General features: G+C 39.2%; 21 protein-coding genes, 1 tRNA gene and 1 other annotated feature. Of the genes, 1 reads left to right on the top strand and 21 read right to left on the bottom strand.

Annotation, left to right across the window (positions count from 1 at the left end; all coding sequences use genetic code 11):
* Positions 1 to 3: 3 nt before the first annotated feature.
* Both CWS20_RS06290 and hemA read right to left on the bottom strand, forming a co-directional pair.
* Positions 4 to 837, bottom strand: a complete 834-nt coding sequence (locus CWS20_RS06290) for a cytochrome C assembly family protein (protein ID WP_066191637.1) — start codon at positions 835 to 837, stop codon at positions 4 to 6.
* Positions 838 to 851: 14 nt separating this feature from the next.
* Positions 852 to 2,192, bottom strand: a complete 1,341-nt coding sequence (gene hemA / locus CWS20_RS06295) for a glutamyl-tRNA reductase (RefSeq protein ID WP_066191635.1) — start codon at positions 2,190 to 2,192, stop codon at positions 852 to 854.
* A 269-nt stretch (positions 2,193 to 2,461) separates the two neighbouring features.
* Here hemA and CWS20_RS06300 point away from each other — a divergent pair, with 269 nt between their 5' ends.
* The gene (locus CWS20_RS06300) at positions 2,462 to 2,947 is read left to right on the top strand and encodes a LiaI-LiaF-like domain-containing protein (protein ID WP_066191632.1); all 486 of its coding nucleotides are present in this window, start codon (positions 2,462 to 2,464) and stop codon (positions 2,945 to 2,947) included.
* A gap of 85 nt (positions 2,948 to 3,032) precedes the next feature.
* Here CWS20_RS06300 and CWS20_RS06305 read toward each other — a convergent pair whose 3' ends face one another.
* The 19 genes from CWS20_RS06305 to CWS20_RS06395 form a co-directional block, all read right to left on the bottom strand.
* Entirely contained in the window at positions 3,033 to 3,770 is a 738-nt protein-coding gene (locus CWS20_RS06305) for an amino acid ABC transporter ATP-binding protein (protein WP_066191629.1), read from the bottom strand.
* Positions 3,771 to 3,786: 16 nt separating this feature from the next.
* Positions 3,787 to 4,434: an amino acid ABC transporter permease gene (locus CWS20_RS06310; RefSeq protein WP_066191627.1), complete on the bottom strand. Its 648-nt coding sequence runs from the start codon at positions 4,432 to 4,434 to the stop codon at positions 3,787 to 3,789.
* 171 nt (positions 4,435 to 4,605) lie between these two features.
* Positions 4,606 to 5,388, bottom strand: coding sequence for a transporter substrate-binding domain-containing protein (locus CWS20_RS06315; protein ID WP_066191623.1), 783 nt, complete (start codon positions 5,386 to 5,388; stop codon positions 4,606 to 4,608).
* A gap of 318 nt (positions 5,389 to 5,706) precedes the next feature.
* Positions 5,707 to 6,291, bottom strand: coding sequence for a ribosome biogenesis GTP-binding protein YihA/YsxC (yihA, locus tag CWS20_RS06320; RefSeq protein WP_066191620.1), 585 nt, complete (start codon positions 6,289 to 6,291; stop codon positions 5,707 to 5,709).
* Positions 6,288 to 8,615 (bottom strand): endopeptidase La, encoded by a 2,328-nt coding sequence (lon, locus tag CWS20_RS06325; protein ID WP_066191617.1) that lies wholly within the window; start codon positions 8,613 to 8,615, stop codon positions 6,288 to 6,290. Before lon ends, yihA begins: the two co-directional genes overlap by 4 nt.
* A gap of 203 nt (positions 8,616 to 8,818) precedes the next feature.
* Positions 8,819 to 10,501 (bottom strand): ATP-dependent protease LonB, encoded by a 1,683-nt coding sequence (lonB, locus tag CWS20_RS06330; protein ID WP_066191614.1) that lies wholly within the window; start codon positions 10,499 to 10,501, stop codon positions 8,819 to 8,821.
* Positions 10,502 to 11,047: 546 nt separating this feature from the next.
* The gene (gene clpX / locus CWS20_RS06335) at positions 11,048 to 12,313 is read right to left on the bottom strand and encodes an ATP-dependent protease ATP-binding subunit ClpX (protein WP_066191612.1); all 1,266 of its coding nucleotides are present in this window, start codon (positions 12,311 to 12,313) and stop codon (positions 11,048 to 11,050) included.
* A 619-nt stretch (positions 12,314 to 12,932) separates the two neighbouring features.
* On the bottom strand, positions 12,933 to 14,219 hold the full coding sequence (tig, locus tag CWS20_RS06340) for a trigger factor (protein ID WP_066191607.1): 1,287 nt from the start codon (positions 14,217 to 14,219) through the stop codon (positions 12,933 to 12,935).
* Positions 14,220 to 14,384: 165 nt separating this feature from the next.
* Complete coding sequence (locus CWS20_RS06345; protein WP_083957182.1) at positions 14,385 to 15,404, bottom strand: tetratricopeptide repeat protein; 1,020 nt, start codon at positions 15,402 to 15,404, stop codon at positions 14,385 to 14,387.
* Between the two features lie 100 nt (positions 15,405 to 15,504).
* Positions 15,505 to 16,089 carry a 3-isopropylmalate dehydratase small subunit gene (leuD, locus tag CWS20_RS06350; RefSeq protein ID WP_066191604.1) on the bottom strand — a complete coding sequence of 195 codons (585 nt, stop codon included), beginning with the start codon at positions 16,087 to 16,089 and terminating at the stop codon, positions 15,505 to 15,507.
* A gap of 24 nt (positions 16,090 to 16,113) precedes the next feature.
* Positions 16,114 to 17,529: a 3-isopropylmalate dehydratase large subunit gene (gene leuC / locus CWS20_RS06355; protein ID WP_066191601.1), complete on the bottom strand. Its 1,416-nt coding sequence runs from the start codon at positions 17,527 to 17,529 to the stop codon at positions 16,114 to 16,116.
* 193 nt (positions 17,530 to 17,722) lie between these two features.
* On the bottom strand, positions 17,723 to 18,835 hold the full coding sequence (gene leuB, locus CWS20_RS06360) for a 3-isopropylmalate dehydrogenase (RefSeq protein WP_066191599.1): 1,113 nt from the start codon (positions 18,833 to 18,835) through the stop codon (positions 17,723 to 17,725).
* 15 nt (positions 18,836 to 18,850) lie between these two features.
* Positions 18,851 to 20,404 (bottom strand): 2-isopropylmalate synthase, encoded by a 1,554-nt coding sequence (locus CWS20_RS06365; RefSeq protein ID WP_066191596.1) that lies wholly within the window; start codon positions 20,402 to 20,404, stop codon positions 18,851 to 18,853.
* Positions 20,391 to 21,413, bottom strand: a complete 1,023-nt coding sequence (gene ilvC, locus CWS20_RS06370) for a ketol-acid reductoisomerase (protein WP_066191594.1) — start codon at positions 21,411 to 21,413, stop codon at positions 20,391 to 20,393. Before ilvC ends, CWS20_RS06365 begins: the two co-directional genes overlap by 14 nt.
* A gap of 36 nt (positions 21,414 to 21,449) precedes the next feature.
* Positions 21,450 to 21,968 (bottom strand): acetolactate synthase small subunit, encoded by a 519-nt coding sequence (gene ilvN, locus CWS20_RS06375; protein ID WP_066191591.1) that lies wholly within the window; start codon positions 21,966 to 21,968, stop codon positions 21,450 to 21,452.
* Entirely contained in the window at positions 21,965 to 23,683 is a 1,719-nt protein-coding gene (gene ilvB, locus CWS20_RS06380) for an acetolactate synthase large subunit (RefSeq protein WP_066191589.1), read from the bottom strand. Before ilvB ends, ilvN begins: the two co-directional genes overlap by 4 nt.
* A gap of 73 nt (positions 23,684 to 23,756) precedes the next feature.
* Positions 23,757 to 24,012 (bottom strand) — a binding site (T-box leader).
* 759 nt (positions 24,013 to 24,771) lie between these two features.
* Positions 24,772 to 24,848: transfer RNA gene (locus tag CWS20_RS06385), tRNA-Arg, on the bottom strand.
* Positions 24,849 to 24,963: 115 nt separating this feature from the next.
* On the bottom strand, positions 24,964 to 25,485 hold the full coding sequence (locus CWS20_RS06390) for a metallophosphoesterase family protein (RefSeq protein WP_066191586.1): 522 nt from the start codon (positions 25,483 to 25,485) through the stop codon (positions 24,964 to 24,966).
* Entirely contained in the window at positions 25,482 to 26,090 is a 609-nt protein-coding gene (locus CWS20_RS06395; RefSeq protein ID WP_066191583.1) for an XTP/dITP diphosphatase, read from the bottom strand. Before CWS20_RS06395 ends, CWS20_RS06390 begins: the two co-directional genes overlap by 4 nt.
* Positions 26,091 to 26,261: the final 171 nt, after the last annotated feature.

The raw sequence follows: 26,261 nt of genomic DNA on the forward strand, positions 1-26,261 counted from the left end.
CAGTTATTTATACCAGAAATGAAAAGAGGATAGTTTCCCGAATAAGAAAAAATTAATCATAACGACTAAAAATGAAGCGACATTCCATAATGCGAGTGATTTACCGCTCATTCCTCTTCCAACTTTGAGGTACAAATAAATACTGTAAAGGGTAAGAACAAGTATCGACCCCAACACTTTAGAGTCAAGCCAAATCATCGCCGGCAGTTTAATATAAGCCCATTGTATACCTAGAATTAAGCTAATTACCAGCATTGGTACTCCGATTATGTTTAATACATAGGACATATGCTCTAGCTTTGAAAGGTCCGCAATCCTCAACAGTCTTGAGCCCCACTTCTTCCTTTTCAGCAAATCATACTGTATTAAATAGAGCAGAGAAAAGACAAATGACAGTGAAAAGGCGCCGTAAGATAATATCGCTACTGTAATGTGGAAAAATAATAATTCAGACATCAACCTGCTTGCTAATACTTCCGATTCAATTTGCATCGGAGCAAAAGTATGCAATGCCATGATGAAAAAACCAAGAACATTAGCAAAGAATACAATAAAATCTACCTTCATTAGCCTGTTGATTACTAGTGAAAATGTAATCAGGACCCATGCATAAAAATATAATCCTTCAAAAATTGTCAGGACTGGGAATCGACCAGTTTTCATCATATATAAAACTAAAAAAACGGTTTGTAATCCCCACACAAATGCAAGTAACCAGAAGGCAACTCTATTTGCCTTCCGGTTACTTGTTAAGAAGTCGATAAAATATAGTAAGACACTTAATGCATATAGAACCACTGTTAATTCATGCAAACGTGTCATATAGATTTCGAACATGGACAGTACCCCTTTTATGATTGAAAGGAAGCCTGGCGCGCTTTTGCAGTCGAGTGTTTACCTTGATCTTGATTGGTCTGCTGCGCTGCAACTAAATCTTCTATATTAAAGATTTTTACGAAAAGGTCTAAAGCGTTATCAGCATCCTTTTGTCCTGCAAGTTCCTTCGCCTGCAAGATAGGATCCTTCAACATTTGATTGACAATGCTTTTCGTATGCTTGCTTAATACCTTTTTATCACGATCACTCAAGTGCGGCAGCTTTCTTTCGATACTAGTCATTGTTTCAGCTTGAATCGCAAGCGCTTTCTCACGTAATGCAGATATGACAGGTACTACTCCTAATAAATTTAACCACTGTTTAAATTCTAGTATTTCTACTTCGATCATGAGCTGAATTTTTTCGGCAGCTTTTTTACGCTCTTGCAGGTTTGCTTCAACAATCCCTTCAAGGTCATCAATATCGTATAAGAAAACACTTTCTAAATCAGCCAGCAATGGGTCAAGATCTCGAGGGACAGCAATATCAACCATAAATAATGGCTTTCCTTTACGCATCTTTTCAACGTCAGCCATCATTTCTTTTGTTACCATATAATTTTTGGCGCCGGTTGAACTTATCACAATATCTGCTTCAATTAAAGCACATTGAAGCTCCTGTAAAAGTTTTGCTTGTCCTTCATAACGAGCAGCCAAATCTTTGGCTTTCTCAAATGTACGATTAATTACTGTAACTCTCGCCCCATTTGAATGCAAATTTTGAATCGCAAGCTCTCCCATTTTGCCTGCTCCTAGAATTAGGACTTGTTTATTCTCAATTGAACCGAAAATTTTCTTTGCAAGCTCCACAGCTGCATAGCTGACAGACACAGCATTCGCGCCAATATCAGTTTCAGAATGCGCTCTTTTACCTAATGTCACGGCTTGTTTGAATAAATGATTAAATATAGTTCCGGTTGTGTTTTCAAGCTGCGCCTGTAGGAAACTTGTCCGAACCTGACCAAGAATTTGCGTTTCACCAAGCACCATTGAATTTAAGCCGCAGCTTACTTTAAATAAATGCTCAATTGCACCCTCTTGCTCATAAATAAACAAGAATGGAGAAAATTCACTTTGCTCTATATTAAACCATTTTGATAAAAATTCTTTAATATAGTATCGCCCTGTATGCAGCTGGTCTACAACCGCAAAAATCTCAGTACGATTACATGTAGATAAAATGACATTTTCTAAGATGCTTTTCTTCTGTTGCAACGCCTGCATTGCTTCACCAAGCTGAGACGGCTCAAATGTTAACCGTTCTCTTATTTCTACAGGGGCAGTTTTATAATTTAGACCAACGACCACTATATGCATTTTAAATAGACCCCCCAAATAAATTGCATAATCTTATAAGACCATTATATCATTAGCTCATAATGCTTTGATGCAAAAATGTGAACAGATAATGAACACATATGTTAATATTAGAACAACTTCGTGTTCACTCACTTAGCATGCTAAATTAAAAGCACACCTTGATTATAACTATTATAATTTAATATTTATTTTAAAAATACTCCCTTATGTACCTTAACAAAAAATGATGACAGTTTCAAGTGAACCTTTCTGGAAGTGGTGTATAAATGAAAAAACAGCGAATTTTCCCTGGAGTCGTACTTATTGGTTTTGGTTTGTACTTTTTATTACAGCAAGCAAATATAGAAAGCTTGAAGCCATTTTTCACCTGGCCGACCCTTCTGCTCATTCTCGGTCTGGCATTTCTTATTCAGGCATATATCGGACGTGATTACGATGCGATACTGCCTGGTGTTGTTTTGGCTGGTTTCGGCCTGCATTTTTTAATCGTCCATCGCCTTGCCATTTGGCCGGATCATATTGGAATATTCATTCTAATTATTTCACTCGGCTTCTTACTTCGTCACTTAAAAACAGGCAATGGCCTTTTCCAAGGAATGTTATTCTTATTATTAGCCGTTATGCTGCTATTTTATGACAAAATCTTTTCGTCTCTCGGTGAATTTGGTAAAAGCGTTTCTTACATATGGAATTTCTGGCCGATATTATTCATATTAATCGGTTTCTATTTTCTCATTTCTAAAAAAAGATAGCAATATCAAAAGTTGCTCAGATATACTTTAGTTTTTTAGAAAGATTAATGAAGGGAATGATTCAAGATCATTCCCTTTTTACATATTATAGTACTGAATCAAGAAAGTTCTTCGTTCTTTCTTCTTTCGGATGGTTAAATAGCTGTTCTGGATGCCCTACTTCAACGATGCGCCCATCGTGCATATACACAGCCCAATCAGCTACTTCGCGCGCAAAGCCCATTTCATGTGTAACAACAATCATCGTCATGCCCTCTTCAGCAAGCTCCTTCATCGTTGCGAGCACCTCACCAACTAATTCCGGATCAAGCGCCGAAGTCGGTTCGTCGAAAAGCATAATATCCGGCTTCATTGCGAGCGACCTCGCGATTGCAACACGCTGCTTTTGCCCGCCGGAAAGCTTAGAAGGGTATACATCCTTTTTGTCCGATAAACCGACTTTTTCAAGCAATGCTAATGCATCTTTTTCCGCTTGTGCTTTAGGAACCTTTTTTACATAAATTGGGGCTTCCATTACATTTTCAATGACCGTTTTATGAGGGAATAAATGAAAATGCTGAAAGACCATGCCAACCTTTTGCCTTACTTCGTTTAAATCATGCGTTTCCTTTTCCACTTGACTGCCTTCAAAGGTGATGATGCCGCTATCCTTAATTTCTAAAAAATTTAAACATCTCAGCAATGTGCTCTTCCCAGAACCACTTGCTCCAATTAAACAAACAACATCGCTTTCCTTTACAGTCATATCAATATCCTTTAAAACATGTAAATCCCCAAACGATTTATTTAGTTTGTCAACTTGTATCATAATCGAATCACTCATTATTCTCTTCCTTTCATCAATCGCTGCTCGCCATTCTTTTTTCAATTATACTAACGATAATTGAGAAGAAGAGGACAAGAACAAGATAATAAACGGCAACAATTAGTAAGTAGCTCATGTAGTCATATTTAATCGACCCTTGTGTCGTTGCAATATTGAATAATTCATACACGCCAACAAAGGATGCAAGAGATGAATCTTTCAATGCAATAATAAATTGGTTACCAAGCGGCGGCAGTGCTCTTCTGCTTGCTTGTGGGAGAATAATTCTACGCATTGAAAGACCTGCACTCATCCCTAAAGAACGACCGGCTTCCATTTGTCCATTATCAATCGATTGTATTGCTCCTCTAAAAATTTCTGCAATGTATGCACCATTATGAAAGGCTAAACCTAACACGACCGACCAAAACCCAGAAATATTTAATGAAGTGAGTCCAAAGTAGAAAATGAAGATTTGCACTACAAGAGGGGTACCTCTTACAAGAAAGATATAAAGGTCTGCAATCCATTCTAATATTTTCACCTTTGAAATCTTAAGAAAAGCGAAGAAAAGCCCGATAAAAATCGCTATAAATATTGAAACAATTGTTAATTGAAAGGTTAGGAGCATCCCTTTTAAAAATATTGGATAGGTGTCTATAAACTTTGTCAGTAAATCCATGGTTCCTCCTCATTGGCATTAGTTTAGATCTTTTCGTTTTTGTTCTGAGCTTAAGTAGAGTTTGCTACTCTCTTGCCGCAATGCTCATCTCCAGTAGGAGCTGTATATTATCTCTTCTAATAAAATCAGGGGCGAATGCACGCTAATCTTCGTGTGCATTCGCCGCCGAGTTTATTCTGAATCTGGATCAACAGTAATATCTTCGCCGATATATTTTTTGCTGATTTCAGCTAAAGTACCGTCTTCATGCAATTTCTCTAATGCAGCATTAATTTTCTCTAGCAATTCTTCATTTTCTTTGGCAACTGCGATCGCTTGCTCGCTTTTACCTAATAATTCTTTTCCTTCAATCTTAAATCCAGCGCCTATCGCCTCTTTGCCAGTAATGAAATCTGTAATAACTGCATCATGCTTTCCATTAGCTAATGCCTCTAAAGCAACAACATCACTATCATAAAACATAATATTATCTGTCACATCAGAAACTGTATCCGCATAAGTCGTTCCTTTTGCAACAGCCACCTCTTTACTTTTAAGATCATCGAGTGTTTCAATATTGCTGTCTGGTCTCACATAGATTTGCGGACCTGAATAATAATATGGAGTTGAAAAGTTTACCGCTTCTAAACGCTCTTCAGTAATCGTATGACTTGCTACTGCAGCATCAAAACGTCCCGATTTGACACCTTCTACTATTCCACCAAACTTAAATTGGTGCTGAACTGGCTCAAGACCAAGCTCAGCAGCAACTGCTTCGCCTACTTCAATATCGAAGCCGGTCATCGTACCATCAGCTTGCATTACGCTGAACGGATTAAACTCGCCTGATGATGCATATGTAAATTTACCTTCATCCACTAGCTTCATTCCATCACCACTTGAAGCATCTGAACCACACGCAGCCAGAACAGCAATTGAAGCCGCTACAACTAAACCTTTAACCAACTTTTTCACTAGTCTAATATCCCCCTCATTTTTTCTTTTTTATATACGCTTTCAACCTTACCATTCATAAAGACTATTCTCAAAATTCATATTTTATGATAATTAATGGTATACAAGTGTATAGTTGAGTTTGATGAACCGATATATGCCATCCTCCTAATTAAGCCGCTATCCTCTCCTATTCTTGCGATTCCTATCAAAATTGCATGAACAAATCTCAATATTAGCAATTTTTATCATTTTCGATAATTTCAGCCTATAGTCTATATTCCCTAAATAAAAAAAGTAAAACCACATTACCTAATTAGGCAATGTGGTTTTACTAAATTAATTCATATAGCTTTTTAATGCCGCCCAAGCTTCTTCTTTTCCTTTTCCAGTTTCTGAAGAGAATAAAATAAGCTGGTCATCAGCATCTAATTCCAATGTTTCTTTAACAACTTTCACATGCTTCTGCCATTTTGATTTCGGAATTTTATCCGCTTTCGTCGCAACAACCACACATGGAATATGATAATGCTTTAAAAAGTCGTACATCATCACATCATCGCTCGTTGGCTGATGGCGGACATCAATAATAAGAACCACTGCTTTAAGCTGTTCTCTTTTTGTTAAATATGTCTCGATCATTTTACCCCATGCTTCGCGTTCCTTTTTAGAAACCTTTGCATAGCCGTAACCAGGCACGTCAACAAAATGTAAAATTTCATTGATTATATAAAAGTTTAATGTTTGTGTTTTTCCCGGCTTAGAAGAGATTCTGGCTAATCCTCTTCGATTTAGCATTTTATTGATAAAAGACGATTTCCCGACATTCGACCTGCCTGCAAGTGCAAATTCAGGCAAGTCTCCTTCAGGGTATTGGTCCGGTTTAACTGCACTGATGACAATTTCTGAGCTCGTTACCTTCATGCGTCAGCACCGCCAATCAACGCGTGCTTTAACACCTCGTCCACATGTGATACTAAAACAAAGTCCAATTCCTCGCGAATGCTTTCAGGGATATCATCTATATCCTTTTCATTGTCCTTCGGTAAAATAATTTTTGTAAGGCCTGCTCGATGTGCACTTAAAGACTTCTCTTTTAAGCCACCGATAGGCAGTACACGGCCTCTTAAAGTTACTTCACCAGTCATTCCAACTTCTTTTCTAATCGGCTTGCCTGTGAGTGCTGATACTAATGCAGTTGTCATTGTAATACCAGCAGACGGTCCGTCTTTAGGTACGGCTCCTTCTGGCACGTGAATATGAATGTCATATTTTTCATGAAAGTTTTCATCTATATTTAAGTCTTTCGCTTTTGAACGAACATAACTAAATGCAGCTTGTGCAGATTCCTTCATCACATCACCGAGTTTTCCGGTAAGGACAAGCTTTCCTTTTCCAGGTGATAGTGATACTTCAATTTGCAAAGTGTCTCCACCGACTGTCGTATAAGCTAAACCTGTCGCAATCCCGACTTGGTCCTCTAGCTCAGCCTGTCCGTAGCGAAACTTGCGCTTACCTAAAAATTCTTCGATGTTTTTGTCGGTAATAACCACGCGTTTCTTTTCACCGGAAACAATGATTTTTGCCGTTTTTCTGCAGATGGTTGCCAATTGGCGCTCCAATCCCCTAACACCTGCTTCTCTCGTATAATAACGGACAATGGATTGAATTCCATCTTCTCTAATCTGCAGCTGAGCTTTTGATAATCCATGCTCCTTAATTTGCTTTTGCAAAAGGTGATCTTTTGCGATATGGATTTTTTCCTGCTCCGTATACCCCGCAATTGAGATAATCTCCATACGGTCTAATAATGGTCCAGGAATAGTGCTTAAATTATTTGCAGTGGCAATAAACATTACGTTTGATAAATCATATGTTTCTTCAATATAGTGGTCGCTAAAATTATGATTTTGCTCAGGATCCAATACTTCCAGCATTGCAGATGATGGATCGCCTCGGAAGTCGCTTGACATTTTATCAATTTCATCCAGCAAAAAGACCGGATTCACCGTGCCCGCACGCTTCATTCCCTGAATAATTCGTCCTGGCATGGCCCCTACATATGTTCTTCTATGACCGCGGATTTCAGATTCATCCCTCACTCCGCCGAGAGAAATTCTGACAAAGTTTCTATTTAGCGAGCTGGCAATTGATTTAGCAAGACTTGTTTTACCTACCCCTGGAGGTCCGGCAAGACAAAGGATCGGACCTTTTAAGGAGTTAGTGAGCTTTTGTACGGCCAAATATTCAAGCACACGCTCTTTTACCTTTTCAAGCCCATAATGATCTTGATTTAAAATTCTTTCTGCTTTTAGAATATTTAAATCATCCTTTGTTTCCTTTGACCACGGCAGGGCAATGAGCCAGTCGATATAATTTCGGATAACAGAGCTCTCTGCTGAACTGGATGGCACTTTTTCATAGCGGTTTAATTCTTTTAATGCTGTTTCTTCCACATGCTCCGGCATGTCCGCTTCTTCAATCTTTGCTTTCAGCTCTGCGATTTCTCCAGTTTTCCCTTCCTTCTCGCCGAGCTCAGATTGTATCGCCTTCATTTGCTCACGCAAATAATATTCCTTTTGCGTTCTCTCCATTGATTTTTTTACACGCTGTCCGATTTTCTTCTCAAGACTTAACACTTCTTTTTCATTATGAATGATTTCAATGACTTCATTCATTCTATCCTTAATATCAATCGTCTCAAGAATATCCTGTTTTTCCTTTAGCTTCAGTGGTAAATGTGAAGCAACGATATCTGCAAGTCTCCCTGGCTCCTCGATATCAACAACAGAAGTATAAGTTTCAGCTGATATCTTTTTAGACACTTTTATGTACTGCTCAAAATATTCAAGTAATGTGCGCATAAGAGCTTGGGCTTCTACATCTTTTGACTCAGACTCCTCATGAACCTTAACCTTAACGGAAAAATGCTGGTCATCATCCAAAAACTCGATGATTTCAGCTCTCTTTAGCCCTTCAACTAATACGCGAATTGTGCCATTAGGGAGCTTTAGCATTTGCTTAACGCGGGTAAGAGTTCCCATATGGTACAGATCATCTTCGTTAGGCTCATCTATAGAAATGTCCTTTTGAGTTGTTAAGAATATTAAATGGTCATCTACCATTGCTTTTTCAAGTGCTTGTACCGATTTTTCGCGGCCAACATCTAAATGAAGCACCATTGTCGGATACACAAGCAATCCTCGAAGCGGCAGGAGGGGGACGATGATCTCTTTCTTATTCGTCATTCACTTGCACCTCCAAATGCATTTCTTTTCATAATTTCTTTGTACAATTCTATCTTATTTACCTCATAGTGTCGACTTTTTTAGACTATTATTGTCCTAAACAACATTAGTATCGAGACTTTTGCGAGAAATTATGTTATATTATCGTTATTTTTTGATTAGAAATGAAAAACTCCGGCTTGGCTATGCCGAAGTTTTCTATTTTACATACTTTCTTTTTTTGCTAATTTTATTGAAGCTGATTCAAGCGGAGATGTTAAAGGTTGTTCACTTTGATATTCTTTCAATAAAGCCAAATCAAAAACCTCATGAAGGTGACTAACAGGAATGATTTTAATGCCATCAATTTCATTGAGAATAGATTGCATATTTTCCTGAGGAATGATGACAGTTTTTGCGCCGGCTTTTTTTGCCGCTTTCACTTTTGGATAAACTCCGCCAATCGGCTTTACAGTCCCGTGAATACTAATTTCTCCTGTCATTGCAACTGTGTGATCAACCGGATGCTTAAAAATAGCAGAGTAAATTCCCGTTGCCATTGCGATCCCTGCAGACGGGCCATCGACTGGACCTCCGCCTGGAAAGTTCACGTGAATATCATAATCGTCAGCCGGTACCCCCATAGATCGGAGGACAGTAATGACGTTTTCAATTGATCCTCTCGCCATACTTTTCCGGCGAATGGATTTTCCTTGGTTGCCGATATTTTCTTCCTCAACAATACCTGTAATATTAATGCTGCCTTTTTCCTTAGCCGGAATGACGGTTACTTCAATTTCCAACAGAGCACCTGAATTAGGCCCATGCACAGCGAGACCATTGACAAGCCCCACTGTAGCAGCTTCGCCTATTTTCCTTTCCATTCGCGGAGTAAGCTGACTCGATTGAATCACCCATTCAATATCCTCATCTTTTATATAGTCTCTTTCCTCTTGAATCGCTAAACCTGCAGAAATTTGTATCATGTTAACTGATTCCCGACCATTCCTAGCATAGGAAGCTAATGTATGCAATCCATGATCACTTATTTTCAAATTAACCTTATCCGCTGCCTTTTTTGCAACATCTTCAATTTCCTCTTCAGTCAATTCACGAAAAAACACTTCCATGCAACGCGACCGAATTGCCGGTGGAAGTTCACTCGGTGTTCTCGTTGTAGCCCCGACTAGACGGAAATCAGCCGGCAATCCGTTTTTGAAGATATCATGAATATGCGTGGGTATTTGCATGTTTTCCTCATTATAATATGCACTTTCTAAAAACACCTTGCGATCTTCCAATACTTTTAACAGCTTATTCAACTGAATTGAATGCAGCTCTCCTATTTCATCAATGAAGAGAACACCTCCATGAGCATTCGTGACCGCCCCTTGCTTAGGCTGCGGAATTCCCGCTTGCCCCATTGCTCCTGCTCCTTGATAAATCGGGTCATGCACAGATCCAATTAACGGATCTGCTATTCCTCTTTCATCAAACCTCGCAGTAGTGGCATCAAGCTCTATAAACACAGAGGATGGACGAAAAGGAGATTTTTGATTTTTTTTCGCCTCCTCTAACACAAGCCTTGCTGCTGCAGTTTTCCCTACTCCTGGAGGACCATATATAATAACATGCTGTGGATTTGGACCGCATAATGCTGCCTTTAAAGATTTTATTCCATCTTCCTGACCAACAATATCAGCAAACGTAGTCGGCCTTACTCTTTCTGATAAAGGCTCCGACAATTTAATTGATCTCATTTTCTTTAATTGATCCATTTCTTTTCGTGATTCACGATCAATGGAAACCTTCTGTGTTCGCTGGCTTTTAAGCAAATTCCAAAAGTATAATCCGATAATGATCCCAAAAAATAATTGTACAAATAACGCAATTCCGGTCCAACTCATAGTTTTCCCTCCTGAACTTTTTCATGATGTTAAGAGATAGTATCTCCTTCAAAAAGTTGGAATAAACAAGGTTTTTTATTTAATAAAGTGGAAGAATTTTGGGTAAGCGATTATTGTTTTAATGGGGACGATTAAGGATTAATCATCCTCTTTTTAAGAAGAATGGGGCTATTTGTATTAGGAGGGCCACCTCTCCTGTTTTTTAGAAAAGGGATTTTCCTTCATCAGGAAATACGAGCTCGTTTTCTCTTTCCTTGTAGAAAGCGATTTTACAATTGTCTGGACGAAATATGTGTGTTATTCCTGTAGGGAGCGTTTTCATTCTGTGATTGCCGAATAAATGGGATTTATTCCACTATAGACTGCGGTTTCACTCGAGAACAGCCGATTAAACTAGAATTATCGCCACTATATTTCTGGTTAAAAATTTCAAACTAACTCTCACACTCTGTTTTCCGTCACATCAAAATACAAATTTAGCAGCTCCATTCCTTCACAGCACAAAAAAACCAAGCTCATGATAGAGCTTGGTTTTCTTTATCTAAATTAAGCTGAAGTTTTTCTTTCTTCTTCAACAATAGTTCCGTCTTCTAAGAGAAGTTTCGGTGCACCGCTTTCGAGAACGGTATCTTTTGTGATGATACATTTCTTTATATCATCGCGAGAAGGAAGGTCGAACATGACGTCGAGCATGATTCCTTCAATAATAGAGCGCAGTCCGCGCGCACCAGTTTTGCGTTCGATTGCTTTTTTGGCAATTTCGATTAGTGCATCCTCTTCGAATTCTAATTCAACATCATCCAATTCGAGCATTTTTTGATATTGCTTAACTAATGCATTTTTCGGCTTAGTCAAGATCTCAATTAATGCCTCTTCATCAAGCGGTGTTAAGCTTGCAATGACAGGCAAACGACCGATAAATTCAGGAATTAAACCAAAGCGAAGCAAATCTTCTGGAAGTACTTTTGCCAGTAATTCATTTTGTTCGTATTCCTTTTGTTTGTTATCAGAGCCGAAACCAATCACTTTTTGGCCAAGACGTCGCTTAATAATTTGCTCGATGCCATCAAATGCACCACCGCAAATAAATAAGATATTCGTTGTGTCGATTTGAATGAACTCTTGATGTGGATGTTTTCTTCCACCTTGAGGAGGTACGCTTGCAACTGTACCTTCAAGAATTTTTAATAATGCTTGCTGTACACCTTCACCGGAAACATCTCTTGTAATCGATGGATTCTCAGATTTACGTGCAACTTTATCAATTTCATCAATGTAGATAATTCCTTTTTCTGCTTTTTCCACATCATAATCAGCAGATTGAATCAGCTTTAATAGAATATTTTCTACATCTTCCCCAACATAACCCGCTTCTGTTAATGAAGTCGCATCTGCAATTGCAAATGGAACGTTCAAAATACGCGCCAAGGTTTGAGCTAGTAAAGTTTTACCGCTACCAGTCGGACCAATCATTGCAATATTACTTTTTGACAATTCAACCTCATCAACTTTGCTGTTAGAGTTGATGCGTTTGTAGTGATTGTAAACAGCTACAGCTAGAGACTTTTTCGCCTGGTCCTGTCCAATAACGTATTCACCTAGAATATCACGGATTTCAGATGGCTTTGGCACATCTTTGAATTCTACTTCTTCTTCAGTGCCAAGCTCTTCTTCAACAATCTCCGTGCACAATTCTATACATTCATCACAAATGTAAACGCCGGGACCGGCAACTAACTTGCGTACCTGGTCTTGAGTTTTCCCACAGAAGGAACACTTTAACTGACCTTTTTCATCATTAAATTTAAACAAAATCCTTCACCCCTTAATCCAAACTTCTAAGCGATATATAGACTGCGAATCCTATGCAAGATATATTTTTTAGAAAAACTTGGCATTCGCCAAGTCCTTCATGCGAATCCTATTAAGCAACATTCGCTCTAGTACTAACTAAATTCAAATAAAACAAAAATGCACCCGTACTCACGAGGACGAGCTTCATTTATATGCTTACCTTCTTTTTACTTCTTAAACTCTCCAACAGTTATGTATTGCATTGTAACACATTTTTACAAAAGACAGGAAATGAAAACTCTTACCTTAAGAATATGTAGTTTTACTTGCATTCATGATTCGCAGTTTAAATTCGCCAAAAAACATGTACTTACATAAGGATATCCAGAAAACAATCCATCCATAAGTGGAAGTTTTTAATCTTACACTTATTGTATTAGAAAAACTTGGCATATACCAAGTCCTTTCACGAATACCTTAGTTTTTCTTTAACTATCTTTACAATATGTATGAAGAATTCCATATTCCTGTCGACTTTAAAACAATTATGTATAATCTGAATTGTATAAAACAAGGCACGATATCATCGCGCCTTGTTACTTATAAGTCCGGGTTGCTACCGATACTTTATTATATTTTAAACAGTTTTGCTATTTTCTACAAGTAAATCGATTGCTTTTTTCGCTTTAATGTCAGAATTCAATCCATCAAGGCTGCCACCAAGAGCCATCTTAATGTTGTCAGCTGTCATATTGTACATTTCAGCCATTTTATTAAGTTCTTCGTTTACTTCATCTTCAGATACTTCGATGTTTTCAGCTTTAGCGATTGCTTCAAGTGTAAGGTTGATGCGAACGCGTTTTTCAGCATCTGCTTTCATTTGATCGCGTAGGGCTGCTTCATCTTGACCTGAGAATTGGAAGTAAAGCTCAAGATTCATACCTTGCATTTGTAGACGTTGTTCGAATTCTTGCATCATGCGGTCAAGCTCAGTGTCAACCATTGCAGATGGAATATCGATTGTAGAGTTTTCTGCAGCTTTTTCCACTACTGTATCACGTACGTGATGTTCAGCTTCATGTTTTTTGCTGTCTACTAATTGGTTTTTGATTTTTTCTTTAAGCGCATCTAACGTTTCGACTTCTTCATCGACATCTTTCGCGAATTCATCATCTAATGCTGGAAGCTCTTTTCCTTTAATTTCATGAACCGTTGTTTTGAAAATAGCTGCTTTTCCAGCAAGCTCAGCAGCATGGTATTCTTCTGGGAATGTTACATTAACATCTTTAGATTCACCAGCAGCTATGCCGATTAACTCTTCTTCAAAACCAGGAATGAATTGACCAGAACCTAGTTCTAATGAGAAGTTATCACCTTTTCCGCCTTCAAATGCTTCACCATCTACGAAGCCTTCGAAATCGATAACAACTGTATCACCGTTTTCAGCTTTGCCTTCTTCTTTTACAACAAGCTCAGCTTGCTTTTCTTGCATTGAAGTAAGTTCGTTTTGAACGTCTTCATCAGTTACTTCAGTTTCGAACTTCTCAACTTCGATTCCTTTGTAGTCACCTAATTGTACTTCAGGCTTGACTGTAACAGTTGCTTTGAAAATAAGCGCTTTGCCTTTTTCAATTTGCTCAACATCGATTTCTGGGCGATCAACTGGCTCAATGCCTGTTTCATCGATTGCATTTGAATATGCTTCTGGAAGAAGTATATCAACAGCATCTTGATATAATGATTCTATGCCAAAACGCTTCTCAAATAAGCTGCGCGGCATTTTTCCTTTACGGAAACCTGGAACATTTACTTGCTTTACTACTTTTTTAAATGCAGCGTCTAAACCTTCGTTTAGTTTCTCTGCATCTACTTCAATTGTAAGAACCCCTTGGTTCCCTTCTAACTTTTCAAATTTAGCAGACATACTGTTATTTCCCTCCAAAATCTATTATCATTTCATTCACTACAATTAGAATGAATATGTCTTGTCAATCAAGCCATAATCAACCTGAGTATGTTTTAATAGTACCTATCCACATAATACAACCATTATATTATAACATAACAGCCTTAGCTTTCAACAATGAGACTATATTTTAGAATAAGAAAATTCTTCTATCTTTTGTAAATACATCTTTGCACTCTGTAAATCCTCGGCTGATATCTCATATAAATGAGTAACTTCCTCAAGAGATATTTCTAAACCAAGGTATTCACTTGCGAGCAAATGATAACCCGCTGCTAAAAGATGATCCTCATAAGGTCGCATTTCAAAAGGGTAAATCATAAAGAAATGCCGCTGGGCAAGTCCCTTTGTATGCTCAAATAATATAGGATCTTCATGCTCTATTAAGTTTCTAATAATGGATTCTATCCGTTTTTGTTGAGGAAAATCGTCAATTCCCGGCAATTCTGCAGGAACAAACTTCTCGGTTCTTCCCATTTTTTCGACAGTTGTTTCCTTATTATATAGATGCTGTTTTAATACATTTATTAATAATGATTTAAAAAATGGCTGACCTTCTTTCGAACGAAGATAGGATAGAATTTCTTCTATAAATGGAACAATATTTTTATCAGCTAGCTGACCGGCGATGATTAGTTGATCTTTTTGCTCAATGATTTTCTGAAGCTGAAGTGGTTCCGCTATAATATCCTCTTCTACTTTTTCTTCAACAGGCGGTTGATCCATTCTTCTGCAAAACTCTAATATCCGACTAAAATGCTCATATTTTTCTTTTGGAACTTCCTTTTCCTCCAATAAGCATTCAATGAAAGTAATAATCTCCTGATATTGATGAAGTTCTATAAGTATCATTAAGTACATATCTACAACTTGAATATATTCGCCAATACCGCTTTGCAGCATAAATTCAGATTGTTCTTTTGCTTCGGTAAGCGCACCTGATTCAAAGTATGCAAGCACTAAAGCAATATGAATTTCTTCATTTTCTTCAGATATTTCTGCCGCCTGCTGCAAATAATCTACAGCTGCTTTATATTGCTTCGACTGCAATGAATCAAGGCCTTTATCCAGCAGTCTTTTATCTAAATCGGGAAACTGAACGACCTTTTCACCACGCTTGCCTTTCTCCCGTTTCTTCATCATTACAACCGTCCCTTATCTATTTATTTAGATGATAGTGTAGCACGAATCACTTAAAAAGCAAAAGGATTCATGGCTTTGAGGCCATAAATCCTTTTGCTCTTTAAACAATCGCTTTTTCATATTCTGCAATCTTATCATCCAATTGCAATGTGATTTCAATTTCATCCCAACCATTTACAAGCATCGTCTTCCAATATGGATCAATTGAGAATTCAGTCGAGAAGCCTTTTTCATCTGTTATTTTTTGATTTTCTAAATCAACTTTTAACTGATAAGGCTGTTTTTTCCCTTTGTCCAATAAATAGTTGACCTGATCATGCGGTAACTTTATAGGTAATAAGCCATTTTTCAGACAGTTTTGATGGAAAATATCGGCAAATGATGGAGCAATAATGACGTTGAAGCCATAATCCATTAATGCCCACGGTGCATGCTCTCTTGACGAGCCACAGCCAAAATTCTCATTTGCAATTAAAATGGATGCTCCTTGGTTTTCTTCCATATTTAATTCAAAGTCCTGATTTGGGTTGCCATCAGATTGATAACGCCAATCATAGAAAAGATATTTTCCGAACCCAGTTTTCTCGATTCGTTTTAAGAATTGCTTCGGGATAATTTGATCAGTATCAACATTTGCCCGATCAAATGAAATAGCTTTATCTTGTAAGGTTTTAAAACCGTTCATCTTATGTGCTCCCCCTTTATTTTCTTAACTGACCGTTTCAGCTGCAAGTAATGTGCGGGCATCTACAATATGTCCGTGAATAGCTGCTGCGGCCGCCATCATTGGACTAACTAGATGGGTTCTTGCACCTGATCCTTGACGGCCTTCGAAGTTTCGGTTTGAAGTAGAGGCACAGTGCTCACCGCTAGGAACCACGTCATTATTCATACTTAAACACATGCTGCAGCCTGATTCTCTCCATTCAAAACCAGCATCTTTAAATACTTGATCAATCCCTTCAAATTCTGCCTGCTGTTTTACTTGCTGCGAACCAGGCACGACTAATGCCCTTACATTCGGGTGAACGTGTCTGCCTTTTACTACTTCAGCTGCCTGCCTTAAATCTTCAAGTCTAGAATTTGTGCACGATCCGATAAAAACATGCTGGATATGAATATCCTCAATTCGCTGACCTTCCTCTAATCCCATATATGTGAGCGCTCGTTCAAGCGACTTTCGTTCAATCTCTGTTTCACATTCTTCCAATCTTGGGATTCGCTCATTCACCTTCGAAGTCATCGCAGGATTTGTCCCCCAACTCACCATTGGTGCAACATCATTCGCATCAATGGTAATGATTCTGTCATAGACGGCATCTCCGTCAGAAGCAAGTTCCCTCCACTTTTGCACTGCTTCTTCAAAAGCTTCTCCCTTTGGTGCGTATTTACGCCCCTTTAAATAGTTATAGGTTGTTTCATCCGGACTAATTAATCCGGCCCTTGCACCACCTTCAATGGACATATTGCAAATTGTCATCCGTTCTTCCATCGACATTTTTCTAATTGCTTCTCCACTATATTCAATGACATGGCCAGTACCAAAATCAAATCCATAGTTTGCTAGAATATATAGAATAATATCTTTTGAAGATACACCTTTTTTCATCTCACCTTTTATATCAATCTTCAATGTTTTTGGTTTGGCACGCCATAGTGATTGAGTAGCTAATACATGTTCAACTTCACTCGTTCCAATCCCAAAGGCAATTGAGCCAAATGCTCCATGGGTAGAAGTGTGACTATCACCGCATACAATTGTCATCCCCGGCTGTGTTAACCCCAATTCAGGCCCAATAACATGCACAATCCCCTGGTCAGGGCTATCAATTCCAGCTAGCGGAATATTAAATTCTTGGCAGTTTTTTTCAAGCGTCGTCATCTGGTTTAGTGCGACCTTATCATTGATCACATGACGATTGTCTGTAGGAATATTATGATCCATTGTTGCAAAGGTGCGATCAGGTCTCCTCACCTTGCGATTTTTCATTCTTAATCCGGAGAAAGCTTGCGGAGAAGTGACTTCATGTACTAAATGTAAATCAATATACAATAAATCCGGTTTTCCTTCCTCCTGGTGGACAATATGCTGATCCCATATCTTTTCGATAATAGACTTTCCCATCTTTTTATTCACACCTTTCTAAGAAAAGCGCAGATGCGCCTTGTTCACCTCCATCGAAAAAGGTTGTTTTCCTTTCACAGAGGCACTCCCTAGAACACCAAAGGAAGCAAGAAGCACTGCACCACTCAGTTTTTCTAATCTATCGCTTTTTCAAAAGAACACGACCACCCGGCCGTGTTCTTTTTGATTGTTTTTACGCATACGCTCCCATGATATGCATGATGGCCTCATTTTCTAATAGCACTGCCTTCACTTCATCAATCATTTCTGTTGTTGATGAGTGGGTCTGGCCAAATGAGGCGATATCTCCCGTTCTAAATCCAGCATCCAGCACTTGGTTAACTGCCCTTTCTACCTCTGCCGCTTCCTCCTCCATTCCAAAGGAAACACGAAGCATCATTGCAGCAGATAAAATCATTGCCAATGGATTCGCCATATTTTTCCCGGCAATATCAGGAGCAGAACCATGAATGGGTTCGAATAAATATGGACCTTTTTCAGAGATGCTGGCAGATGGCAGCATGCCAAGTGATCCGGTTAATACGGATGCTTCATCGCTTAAAATATCGCCAAACATATTTTCAGTCACTACTACATCAAACCGTTTCGGGTTTTTCACCATTTGCATAGCTGCGTTATCAACAAGCATATGATCAAGTGTGACATCAGGGAAATCTTTGGACACTTCCTCTGCAATTTCTCTCCACATGCGGCTGGATTCCAGTACATTCGCTTTATCAATAGAAGTAACTCGTTTTTTTCTGCCTTGTGCAAGTTCAAAAGCAAGCTTGATGACACGGTACATTTCAGCTTTTTGATAATAAAGAGTGTCTACTACGGCGTCCTGCCCATTGTCTTGAACTCTTTCACTTGGTTTACCAAAATATAGCCCGCCGGTTAATTCACGAACGATAAGCATATCTACATCCTGAATGACTTCCTTCCGCAATGGCGATGAATCTGCAAGACTTTCATAATAGCTCGTTGGCCGCAAGTTTGCATAAAGGTTTAAATCTTTACGAAGCTTTAAAAGCCCTTTTTCGGGACGAACATGAGCAGGAGCCTTATCCCATTTAGGCCCGCCAACAGCTCCTAGTAAAACCGCATCGCTTTCTTTGCAAAGTTGAATGGTTTCATCTGTAAGTGGTGTACCGTATTCATCAATCGCTGTTCCGCCAATTTTCCCGTATGAAAAATCAAATTGATGACCAAAGCGCTCTCCAACTGCTTGAAGAATTTCTACCGCTCCCCTTGCCACTTCTTTTCCGATTCCGTCTCCTGGTAGTACTGCGATACGTTTTTTCATCTTAATCCCTCCGGTTTAATATATTATTAAATGACTTTGCATAACTGGTGTTTCTTTCTCCTTCATATAGATCACGCGGTTGATTGCATTTAAGTAGGCTTTTGCTGATGCTTCAAGTACATCTTGAGCAAGTCCGCGGCCGCTTGTTTCAATACCTTCATAGGTCAATTTCACATATACTTGAGCTAGCGCATCTCTGCCCGCTCCTACGGATTGGATGCGATAATCCAATAGGCTGATAGAGCCGTTCACACATGTTTCCAATGTGTTGTAGAGCGCTTCGATACTTCCAGCACCTGTACCGGCTTGCTGAATGACTTCATTTCCTACGCCGGAAAGAGTGACAGTTGCAGTCGGAACCTGATTGGTGCCATATTGTATTTGTATCTGAATCAGTTCATAAAAGCTTTGATCTTTCGACAGCTTTTCTTCTAATACAATTGCTGCTAAATCATCGTCTGTCATTTCTTTTTTACGATCTGCCAAATCTTTAAAAACGGTAAATAAATTTTTAATATCTTGTTCAGGAACATCCAAACCTAGCTCTTCCAATCTGTTTTTAAATGCGTGACGGCCAGAATGCTTGCCTAGAACTAATGAATTTGTTTGGACGCCGACTAATTGTGGAGATATGATTTCGTATGTTGTTTTTTCTTTTAGTACGCCATCCTGATGTATGCCTGATTCATGCGCATAAGCATTGGCGCCAATCACCGCTTTATTTGCAGGTACCGGCATGCCTGTCAATTTGCTGACAAGGCTGCTCGTGCGGCTGATCTCACTTAAATTCATCGTCGTATTCGCTTTGTAAAAATCATTGCGAATATAGAGGGCGACTGCAACTTCTTCCAGTGCTACATTTCCTGCTCTTTCTCCGATTCCATTAATTGTTCCTTCCACTTGAGTGACACCATTTTCTATTGCTGCGAGTGAATTAGCTGTAGCCATTCCAAGATCATCATGACAATGAGCAGACAGAGAAACTTTATCTATAGAAGGAACATGTTCTCTTAAATATTTGAAAATGGCACCATATTCCGCAGGTGTTGCATATCCCACTGTATCTGGGATATTAATGACTTTAGCTCCTGCTTGTATAACCTTTTCTACGATTTCGACTAAGAAAGGAAGCTCTGTTCTTGAGGCATCCTCAGCTGACCATTGTACGATTGGAAATCTTTCGGCTGCATATTTCACCGTGTCAACTGCCGTTTGAATCACTTGTTCCTTCGTCATCTTTAATTTGTAATCTCTATGAATCGGGCTGGTAGCCAAGAATGTATGCAGCCTTGGCTCCGCTCCGCCCTTTAATGCACCCCATGCAGCATCTATATCCGTTAACACCGCTCTTGCTAATCCAGTAACTGAAGCATTCTTCACTGTTTCAGCAATGCTTTTCACAGAAGCGAAATCACCTTTAGATGCAGCTGGAAAACCAGCTTCAATGATATTGACATTTAAACGCTCAAGCTGCTTTGCAATTTCCAATTTTTCCGAAAAGTTCAGATTAATGCCTGCCGATTGTTCCCCATCTCTCAACGTCGTATCGAATATATTAATGGTTTGCACTTATCACCACTTCTTTCTTTTTATTATTTTGGACGAACGGCATCATTTTGCGTAATTCTCTGCCGACCTTTTCAATTTGATGCTCGCTCTCTCTGTTGTTAATTGCGTTAAATACTGGACGGTTCACTTGGTTTTCCATGATCCAACCTTTAGCAAATTTACCTTCCTGAATATCTTTTAATACCGCCTTCATCTCTTGCTTCACGCGCTCATCAACGACGCGAGGTCCGCTTACGAAATCACCCCATTGAGCTGTATCTGAGATCGAATATCTCATTCCCTCTAAGCCGCCTTCATACATAAGGTCAACAATGAGCTTGAGTTCATGCAAACACTCAAAATAAGCTAATTCTGGCTGATATCCAGCTTCTGTCAAAGTTTCGAAGCCTGCTTTTACAAGTGATGTTAAACCGCCGCACAGCACCGCTTGTTCACCGAATAAATCGGTTTCTGTTTCTTCTTTAAATGTCGTTTCTAGTCCGCCCGCTCTTAAAGCGCCGATTGCTCTTGCATATGCTAATGCAAGGTCTCTTGCCTCGCCTGATACATCTTGATGGACTGCGAATAACGCCGGTACACCTGCACCTTCCTCATAAGTTCTTCTCACTAGATGTCCTGGTCCTTTTGGAGCGACTAGAAGCACATCGCTGTCCTTTGGAGCGACAATTTGGTTAAAATGAATGTTGAACCCGTGTGCAAACATCAATGCCTGATTCGTTAAATTCGGTTCAATTTCTTCTTTGTATACTTTCGTTTGCAATTCGTCTGGTAAAAGAATCATTACTACATCAGATTTCGCTGTTGCTTCACCTACTGAATATACTTCAAAACCGTCTTCAACTGCCTGGTCCCATGACTTTCCTTTTCTTAGGCCGATGATGGCATTCACACCGCTGTCTCTCATGTTTTGTGCATGTGCATGACCTTGTGATCCGTATCCGATTACTGCTACTGTTTTCTCATTTAAATAGGATGGATTTGCATCTCCGTTATAGTACATTTTTGCCATTTTACATTCTCCTCTTTATTGTAAATTTATTGGAATTTATACGATTGAAAAGTTGGTTTTTTGATTGCTTTGACGCTGAGTGCCTCTCGGGAAAGCTGTCGTCCCAGTTCTTGCTAATTCTTTAATTCCATATGGTTTGATCAATTCAACAAATGCTTCGATTTTCTCAGACTCACCTGTAATTTGAATCACCATACTATCCTTGCTGACATCAATGACTGAAGCCCTGAAAGGTTCAATTAATGAGTAGATTTCATTTCTTGATTGCGGACTTGATTGCACCTTTATGAGTGCTAATTCTCTTGCAACAACCGATTGCTCAGTAATATCTGTCACTTTGATAATGTCGATTTGTTTATTCAGCTGCTTAGTAATTTGTTCACTGATTTGCTCAGACTCTACATGAACGACACACGTAATTCTTGACATGCCATCATGTTCTGACAGCCCAACTGAAATACTTTCAATATTGTAATTCCTCTTTGAAAATAAATTTGTAATGCGGTTAAGGACGCCCGGCTCGTTCATGACTAATAATGAAATAATTCGTTTCATTCTTTCACACCTACCATCTCATGAAGCCCTTTGCCTGGAGCAATCATCGGAAAAACATTCTCTTCGCTGTCAACTCTGAAATCTAATAGCACCGGCTCACGGGTATGTAGCACTTCATCTAGCACCCTTTCGGCTTCTTCTACATTTGTGATTGTATAGCCATTAATATCATAGGCTTCAGCTAATTTTACAAACGATGGCTGCACCGGAATTTTGCTGTAAGAATAGCGAGATTGATAGAAAAAGTCCTGCCATTGCCTAACCATCCCCAATGATTGATTATTGAATATTGCGATTTTTATCGGGAGATTTAATTCTTTAATGACTGCCATCTCCTGAGTCGACATTTGAAATCCAGCATCACCAACCATTGCTATGACACAAGCTTCCGGGTCTGCAAGTTGTGCACCAATACTTGATGGCAATCCGAATCCCATCGTTCCCAGCCCGCCGGATGTTACCCAGCGATCAGCATTTTTAAATTGATAATATTGAGCAGCCCACATTTGGTGCTGACCGACATCTGTCGTAACAATGGCTTCTCCATTCGTCTTTACATGAAGCATTTCTACCACTTGCTGCGGTTTTAAGTTAGGCGAGTCTTTGTCGTAATGATAAGGGTGCTTTTCTTGCCATGTTCTTAATTGAGCAATCCACTCCGCCTGATCAGGTTTTTCTTCCATATGTGTGAGCAGAGCGGTTAGCGCTTCTTTTGCATCTGCTACAATCGGAATCAATGTAGGAACATTTTTGCCAATTTCAGCAGGATCGATATCAATATGAGCAACTGTTGCATGTGGAGCAAAATGAACTAAATTTCCTGTAAGTCTGTCATCAAATCTAGCGCCAATATTTATAAGCAAGTCGCATTGGGATAATGCCATATTTGCTGTATAGCACCCGTGCATGCCGCCCATTCCTAGGAATAATGAATGATCTGCTGGAAAACCTCCGAGACCTAGAAGTGTGTGAACAACTGGTACTTCCTGTTGTTCCACATACGCCAATAGCTCAGCAGCAGCTTTTGCATGTAAAACGCCTGCACCAGCGAGGATGACCGGTTTTTTTGCTTTTGATACTGCCTCAGCAAGCTTTCTTATTTGCAAAAAGTTTGGTTTGAGTGTCGGCTGGTATCCTGGCAAATGAATCTCCTGAGCTTCAGGCTGTTTAGTAATACTAGCTGCAATATCCTTTGGAATATCGATGAGCACTGGTCCCGGCCTGCCGCTTGTAGCAATATAGAATGCCTCTTTAATGATTCGAGGAATATCCTCTAAATTACGAATTTGCATATTGTACTTTGTAATCGGTGTTGTAATCCCTAAAATGTCTGCTTCTTGAAAGGCATCAGATCCAATTACGCCAGTCGCCACCTGACCTGTAAAAGCTACGATCGGAAGTGAATCCATCATCGCATCAGCTAAACCTGTGACAATATTTGTTGCTCCGGGGCCCGATGTGGCTATGACAACCCCCGGTTTACCAGAAATTCTCGCGTACCCTTCTGCTGCGTGTATGCCTCCTTGCTCATGCCTCGGCAAGACATGAAGGAATTTCGCATCATAAATCTTGTCATAAATCGGAAGTACAGCACCTCCTGGATAACCAAAAACAACTTCTACGTTTTCCTCCTCCAAGGCAGCCATTAACAGGTCTGCACCTGTGACTGTCTCGGTTTCTGCTTTTAATTCTGTTAAGGCAGCTTCCCGCACCATCGCTCTATAACCTCCCTATAAAAAATCAATATAAAAAGCCCTTCCATCCCCTATACTGACTAATTGAATTAGTCAAAGGGATGAAAAGGCTTTGAGAACCTATCCACGGTACCACCCTGATTCACGTAAAAACGTGCACTCATTAACAGCAAGTCACTGTCAAGTTTTGATAACGGGTGGTCTGCCACCCGGCATACTCTACTAAACAATTTGTTCAAGCATGCACTCCGAGGTGAGTTCATTTAATGATGGTATTACCGGTTTTCAGCTGCCCCGGCTCTCTGGAAATCCCAACTCAAAAAACTACTTATCCTCATCATCGTTTTAAAATGTTTGACGCTTTAAACCACTAAAATTTTAAATAAAAGAATGGTGTTATTTTCTAAGCTGCCTTAATAATTTCTTTCTCTCGATTGTTTGCTGCTAAGTTGTTTGCTTTGTTGAGGACTATCTTACGCCCATTTCCCTTTGTCGTCAACACCCTTTTCAAGAATTATTTGATAATTTGAATTAGTCAGTTTAGTTGTATCCGCTTACAATGTTGATATATTCATGTTTTAGATAGACAATTTTTTTTAGAAAAAAATTAATTTAAGGTTTCATTTTCGGTATTATTTAGGAGTATATGTCGTCACAGAAGTAAGGAAAAAAACTGAAGAAAAGCAGAATAATTGATCATGTTTTTCGAAGCTGTAGAGAAGCCCATCCAAAAAATAAAAATGAAAGGTTTGGGATTCTCCGAGGCTTAACGCTCGCTTTCCACAGGGCGAGCGGACACCTCTCCAGATTTAGGAGATTTATTTTTTTATAGGAATTAATTCATAAGAAATTCGACACAAATTTTATTCAATTAGAAAAAAGAACAGGCAGACGTCACATAATTTTCGGCTGGATTTTTTAGTCAAAATAATCTTACAACTAGCATCCTATTCAGCTATAATGCAAACATCTGGCTTACCCCTCGTTTAGATGAGAATAACCCTAAACTAAAAGAACTTTCATATCTCCTAGACAATAAAAAAACCTCTAATTTTGAGTAGGCTTACTCAAATTAGAGGTTAATATCGGTAGATAAATATGTAGCTAAATGGCGTCCCAGGAGAGATTCGAACTCCCGACCGACGGCTTAGAAGGCCGTTGCTCTATCCAGCTGAGCTACTGGGACATTTTTTATTTTTCAAAGACAAGATTTATTATACTAGCAGAATAATGCAAAGTCAATATGAAAAAAGAAGATTATTCTTTATTTGAGGGGGATTCCCCCTCAAATTATACTGCATCTAAATTGATTTTGGAAGGGTGAAATTTTGTCGCAATTCCACTAGTTCTGTCCCGTCCAGCTGGTGAATAAAAACGGTTGCCCGATTTTCAATTAATCGCAATATCATATATGTCTTTTCTTGTCTTCCCCTCGGCATTCTTATACTGCCAGGGTTAAGGAATAATGTGCCCTCGAGAAGTTCTGCACCTAAGAGATGCGAATGGCCGAAGCAAACGATATCTGCCTCAATCTCGCCTGCTCTATAAGCGAGATTCATGAGCGAAGATTTGACTGAGTATAAGTGGCCGTGCGTCACATATAGTGTTAAATGGCCAATCCTCTTGATTTGCTCATTTGCCAAGCTGCTGTCAGCATCACAATTTCCGCGAACAATCGTATATCCATCCAGAAATGGAGATGAGGCAGGCAATTCTGAATCCCCGCAGTGAATAAAAGTATTGGTGTCAGCTTCGTGACGCGCTTTTATATCAGCCAGCTCATTTGACCAGCCATGGCTGTCGCTGACAATCAGCAGTTTCATGACTGACCCTCTCCAAAAAGTGTCGGCAAGTCTTTTTCCAGCAATCTTAACGCATGCGCACGATGGCTGATTTCACTCTTTTCCTCCGGCTCTAATTCTGCCATCGCCTTTCCTTTATCTATTGCAAAGAATATCGGATCATAGCCGAATCCGTAAGAGCCTTTTCTTTCATGAAGAATTTCACCTTCACAAGTCCCAGAAACAGTATATGTCTCTTTTCCCGGAATGGCGACTGCTAATGCGCAGTAAAATCTTGCTGTACGGCTGCCATCAGGCACATCCTTCATCTCGTTCAAAACCTTATCCATATTAGCTTCATCACTTTTTTCTTCACCTGCATATCTTGCAGAAAAAATGCCCGGTCTGCCCTCAAGTGCATCAATTGAAAGACCCGAATCGTCAGCAATAACAATTTGTTTTAGTACTTTTGAAACTTCCTCCGCCTTTAATATTGCATTTTCTTCAAAGGTTGTTCCTGTTTCATCAACATCAGGTATTTCCGGATAGTCTAGCAATGTTTTCACTTCATATCCGAGGGGTTGAAACATCTGTTTGAATTCTTTTGCTTTGCCTGCATTCTTTGTTGCGATAATAATTTCTTTCATTTTCAAGAACCATCCTTTCCTTTTCTGTTACTATTATGCTTTGTTTGGTGTTTGAAGTGCGCTCATTGTCTAATCTTTCAGCAATCAGGTGTAATCATATGTATTTGACACATTTACAAACATGAAATAAGAGGCGGCAATTGCCAACCTCTTTTTTATTTTACTATATTG

Origin of the sequence: Cytobacillus horneckiae (genome assembly GCF_002835735.1) — a bacterium.
GTDB lineage: Bacteria > Bacillota > Bacilli > Bacillales > Cytobacillaceae > Cytobacillus > Cytobacillus horneckiae.

Bases quoted from the DNA above. Each gene is read 5' to 3' on its own strand.
- CWS20_RS06290 (WP_066191637.1), bottom strand. From the start codon at position 837: ATGTTCGAAATCTATATGACACGTTTGCATGAATTAACAGTGGTTCTA.
- hemA (WP_066191635.1), bottom strand. From the start codon at position 2,192: ATGCATATAGTGGTCGTTGGTCTAAATTATAAAACTGCCCCTGTAGAA.
- CWS20_RS06300 (WP_066191632.1), top strand. From the start codon at position 2,462: ATGAAAAAACAGCGAATTTTCCCTGGAGTCGTACTTATTGGTTTTGGT.
- CWS20_RS06305 (WP_066191629.1), bottom strand. From the start codon at position 3,770: ATGAGTGATTCGATTATGATACAAGTTGACAAACTAAATAAATCGTTT.
- CWS20_RS06310 (WP_066191627.1), bottom strand. From the start codon at position 4,434: ATGGATTTACTGACAAAGTTTATAGACACCTATCCAATATTTTTAAAA.
- yihA (WP_066191620.1), bottom strand. From the start codon at position 6,291: ATGAAGGTAACGAGCTCAGAAATTGTCATCAGTGCAGTTAAACCGGAC.
- lon (WP_066191617.1), bottom strand. From the start codon at position 8,615: ATGACGAATAAGAAAGAGATCATCGTCCCCCTCCTGCCGCTTCGAGGA.
- lonB (WP_066191614.1), bottom strand. From the start codon at position 10,501: ATGAGTTGGACCGGAATTGCGTTATTTGTACAATTATTTTTTGGGATC.
- tig (WP_066191607.1), bottom strand. From the start codon at position 14,219: ATGTCTGCTAAATTTGAAAAGTTAGAAGGGAACCAAGGGGTTCTTACA.
- CWS20_RS06345 (WP_083957182.1), bottom strand. From the start codon at position 15,404: ATGATGAAGAAACGGGAGAAAGGCAAGCGTGGTGAAAAGGTCGTTCAG.
- leuD (WP_066191604.1), bottom strand. From the start codon at position 16,089: ATGAACGGTTTTAAAACCTTACAAGATAAAGCTATTTCATTTGATCGG.
- leuC (WP_066191601.1), bottom strand. From the start codon at position 17,529: ATGGGAAAGTCTATTATCGAAAAGATATGGGATCAGCATATTGTCCAC.
- leuB (WP_066191599.1), bottom strand. From the start codon at position 18,835: ATGAAAAAACGTATCGCAGTACTACCAGGAGACGGAATCGGAAAAGAA.
- ilvC (WP_066191594.1), bottom strand. From the start codon at position 21,413: ATGGCAAAAATGTACTATAACGGAGATGCAAATCCATCCTATTTAAAT.
- ilvN (WP_066191591.1), bottom strand. From the start codon at position 21,968: ATGAAACGAATTATTTCATTATTAGTCATGAACGAGCCGGGCGTCCTT.
- ilvB (WP_066191589.1), bottom strand. From the start codon at position 23,683: ATGGTGCGGGAAGCTGCCTTAACAGAATTAAAAGCAGAAACCGAGACA.
- CWS20_RS06390 (WP_066191586.1), bottom strand. From the start codon at position 25,485: ATGAAACTGCTGATTGTCAGCGACAGCCATGGCTGGTCAAATGAGCTG.
- CWS20_RS06395 (WP_066191583.1), bottom strand. From the start codon at position 26,090: ATGAAAGAAATTATTATCGCAACAAAGAATGCAGGCAAAGCAAAAGAA.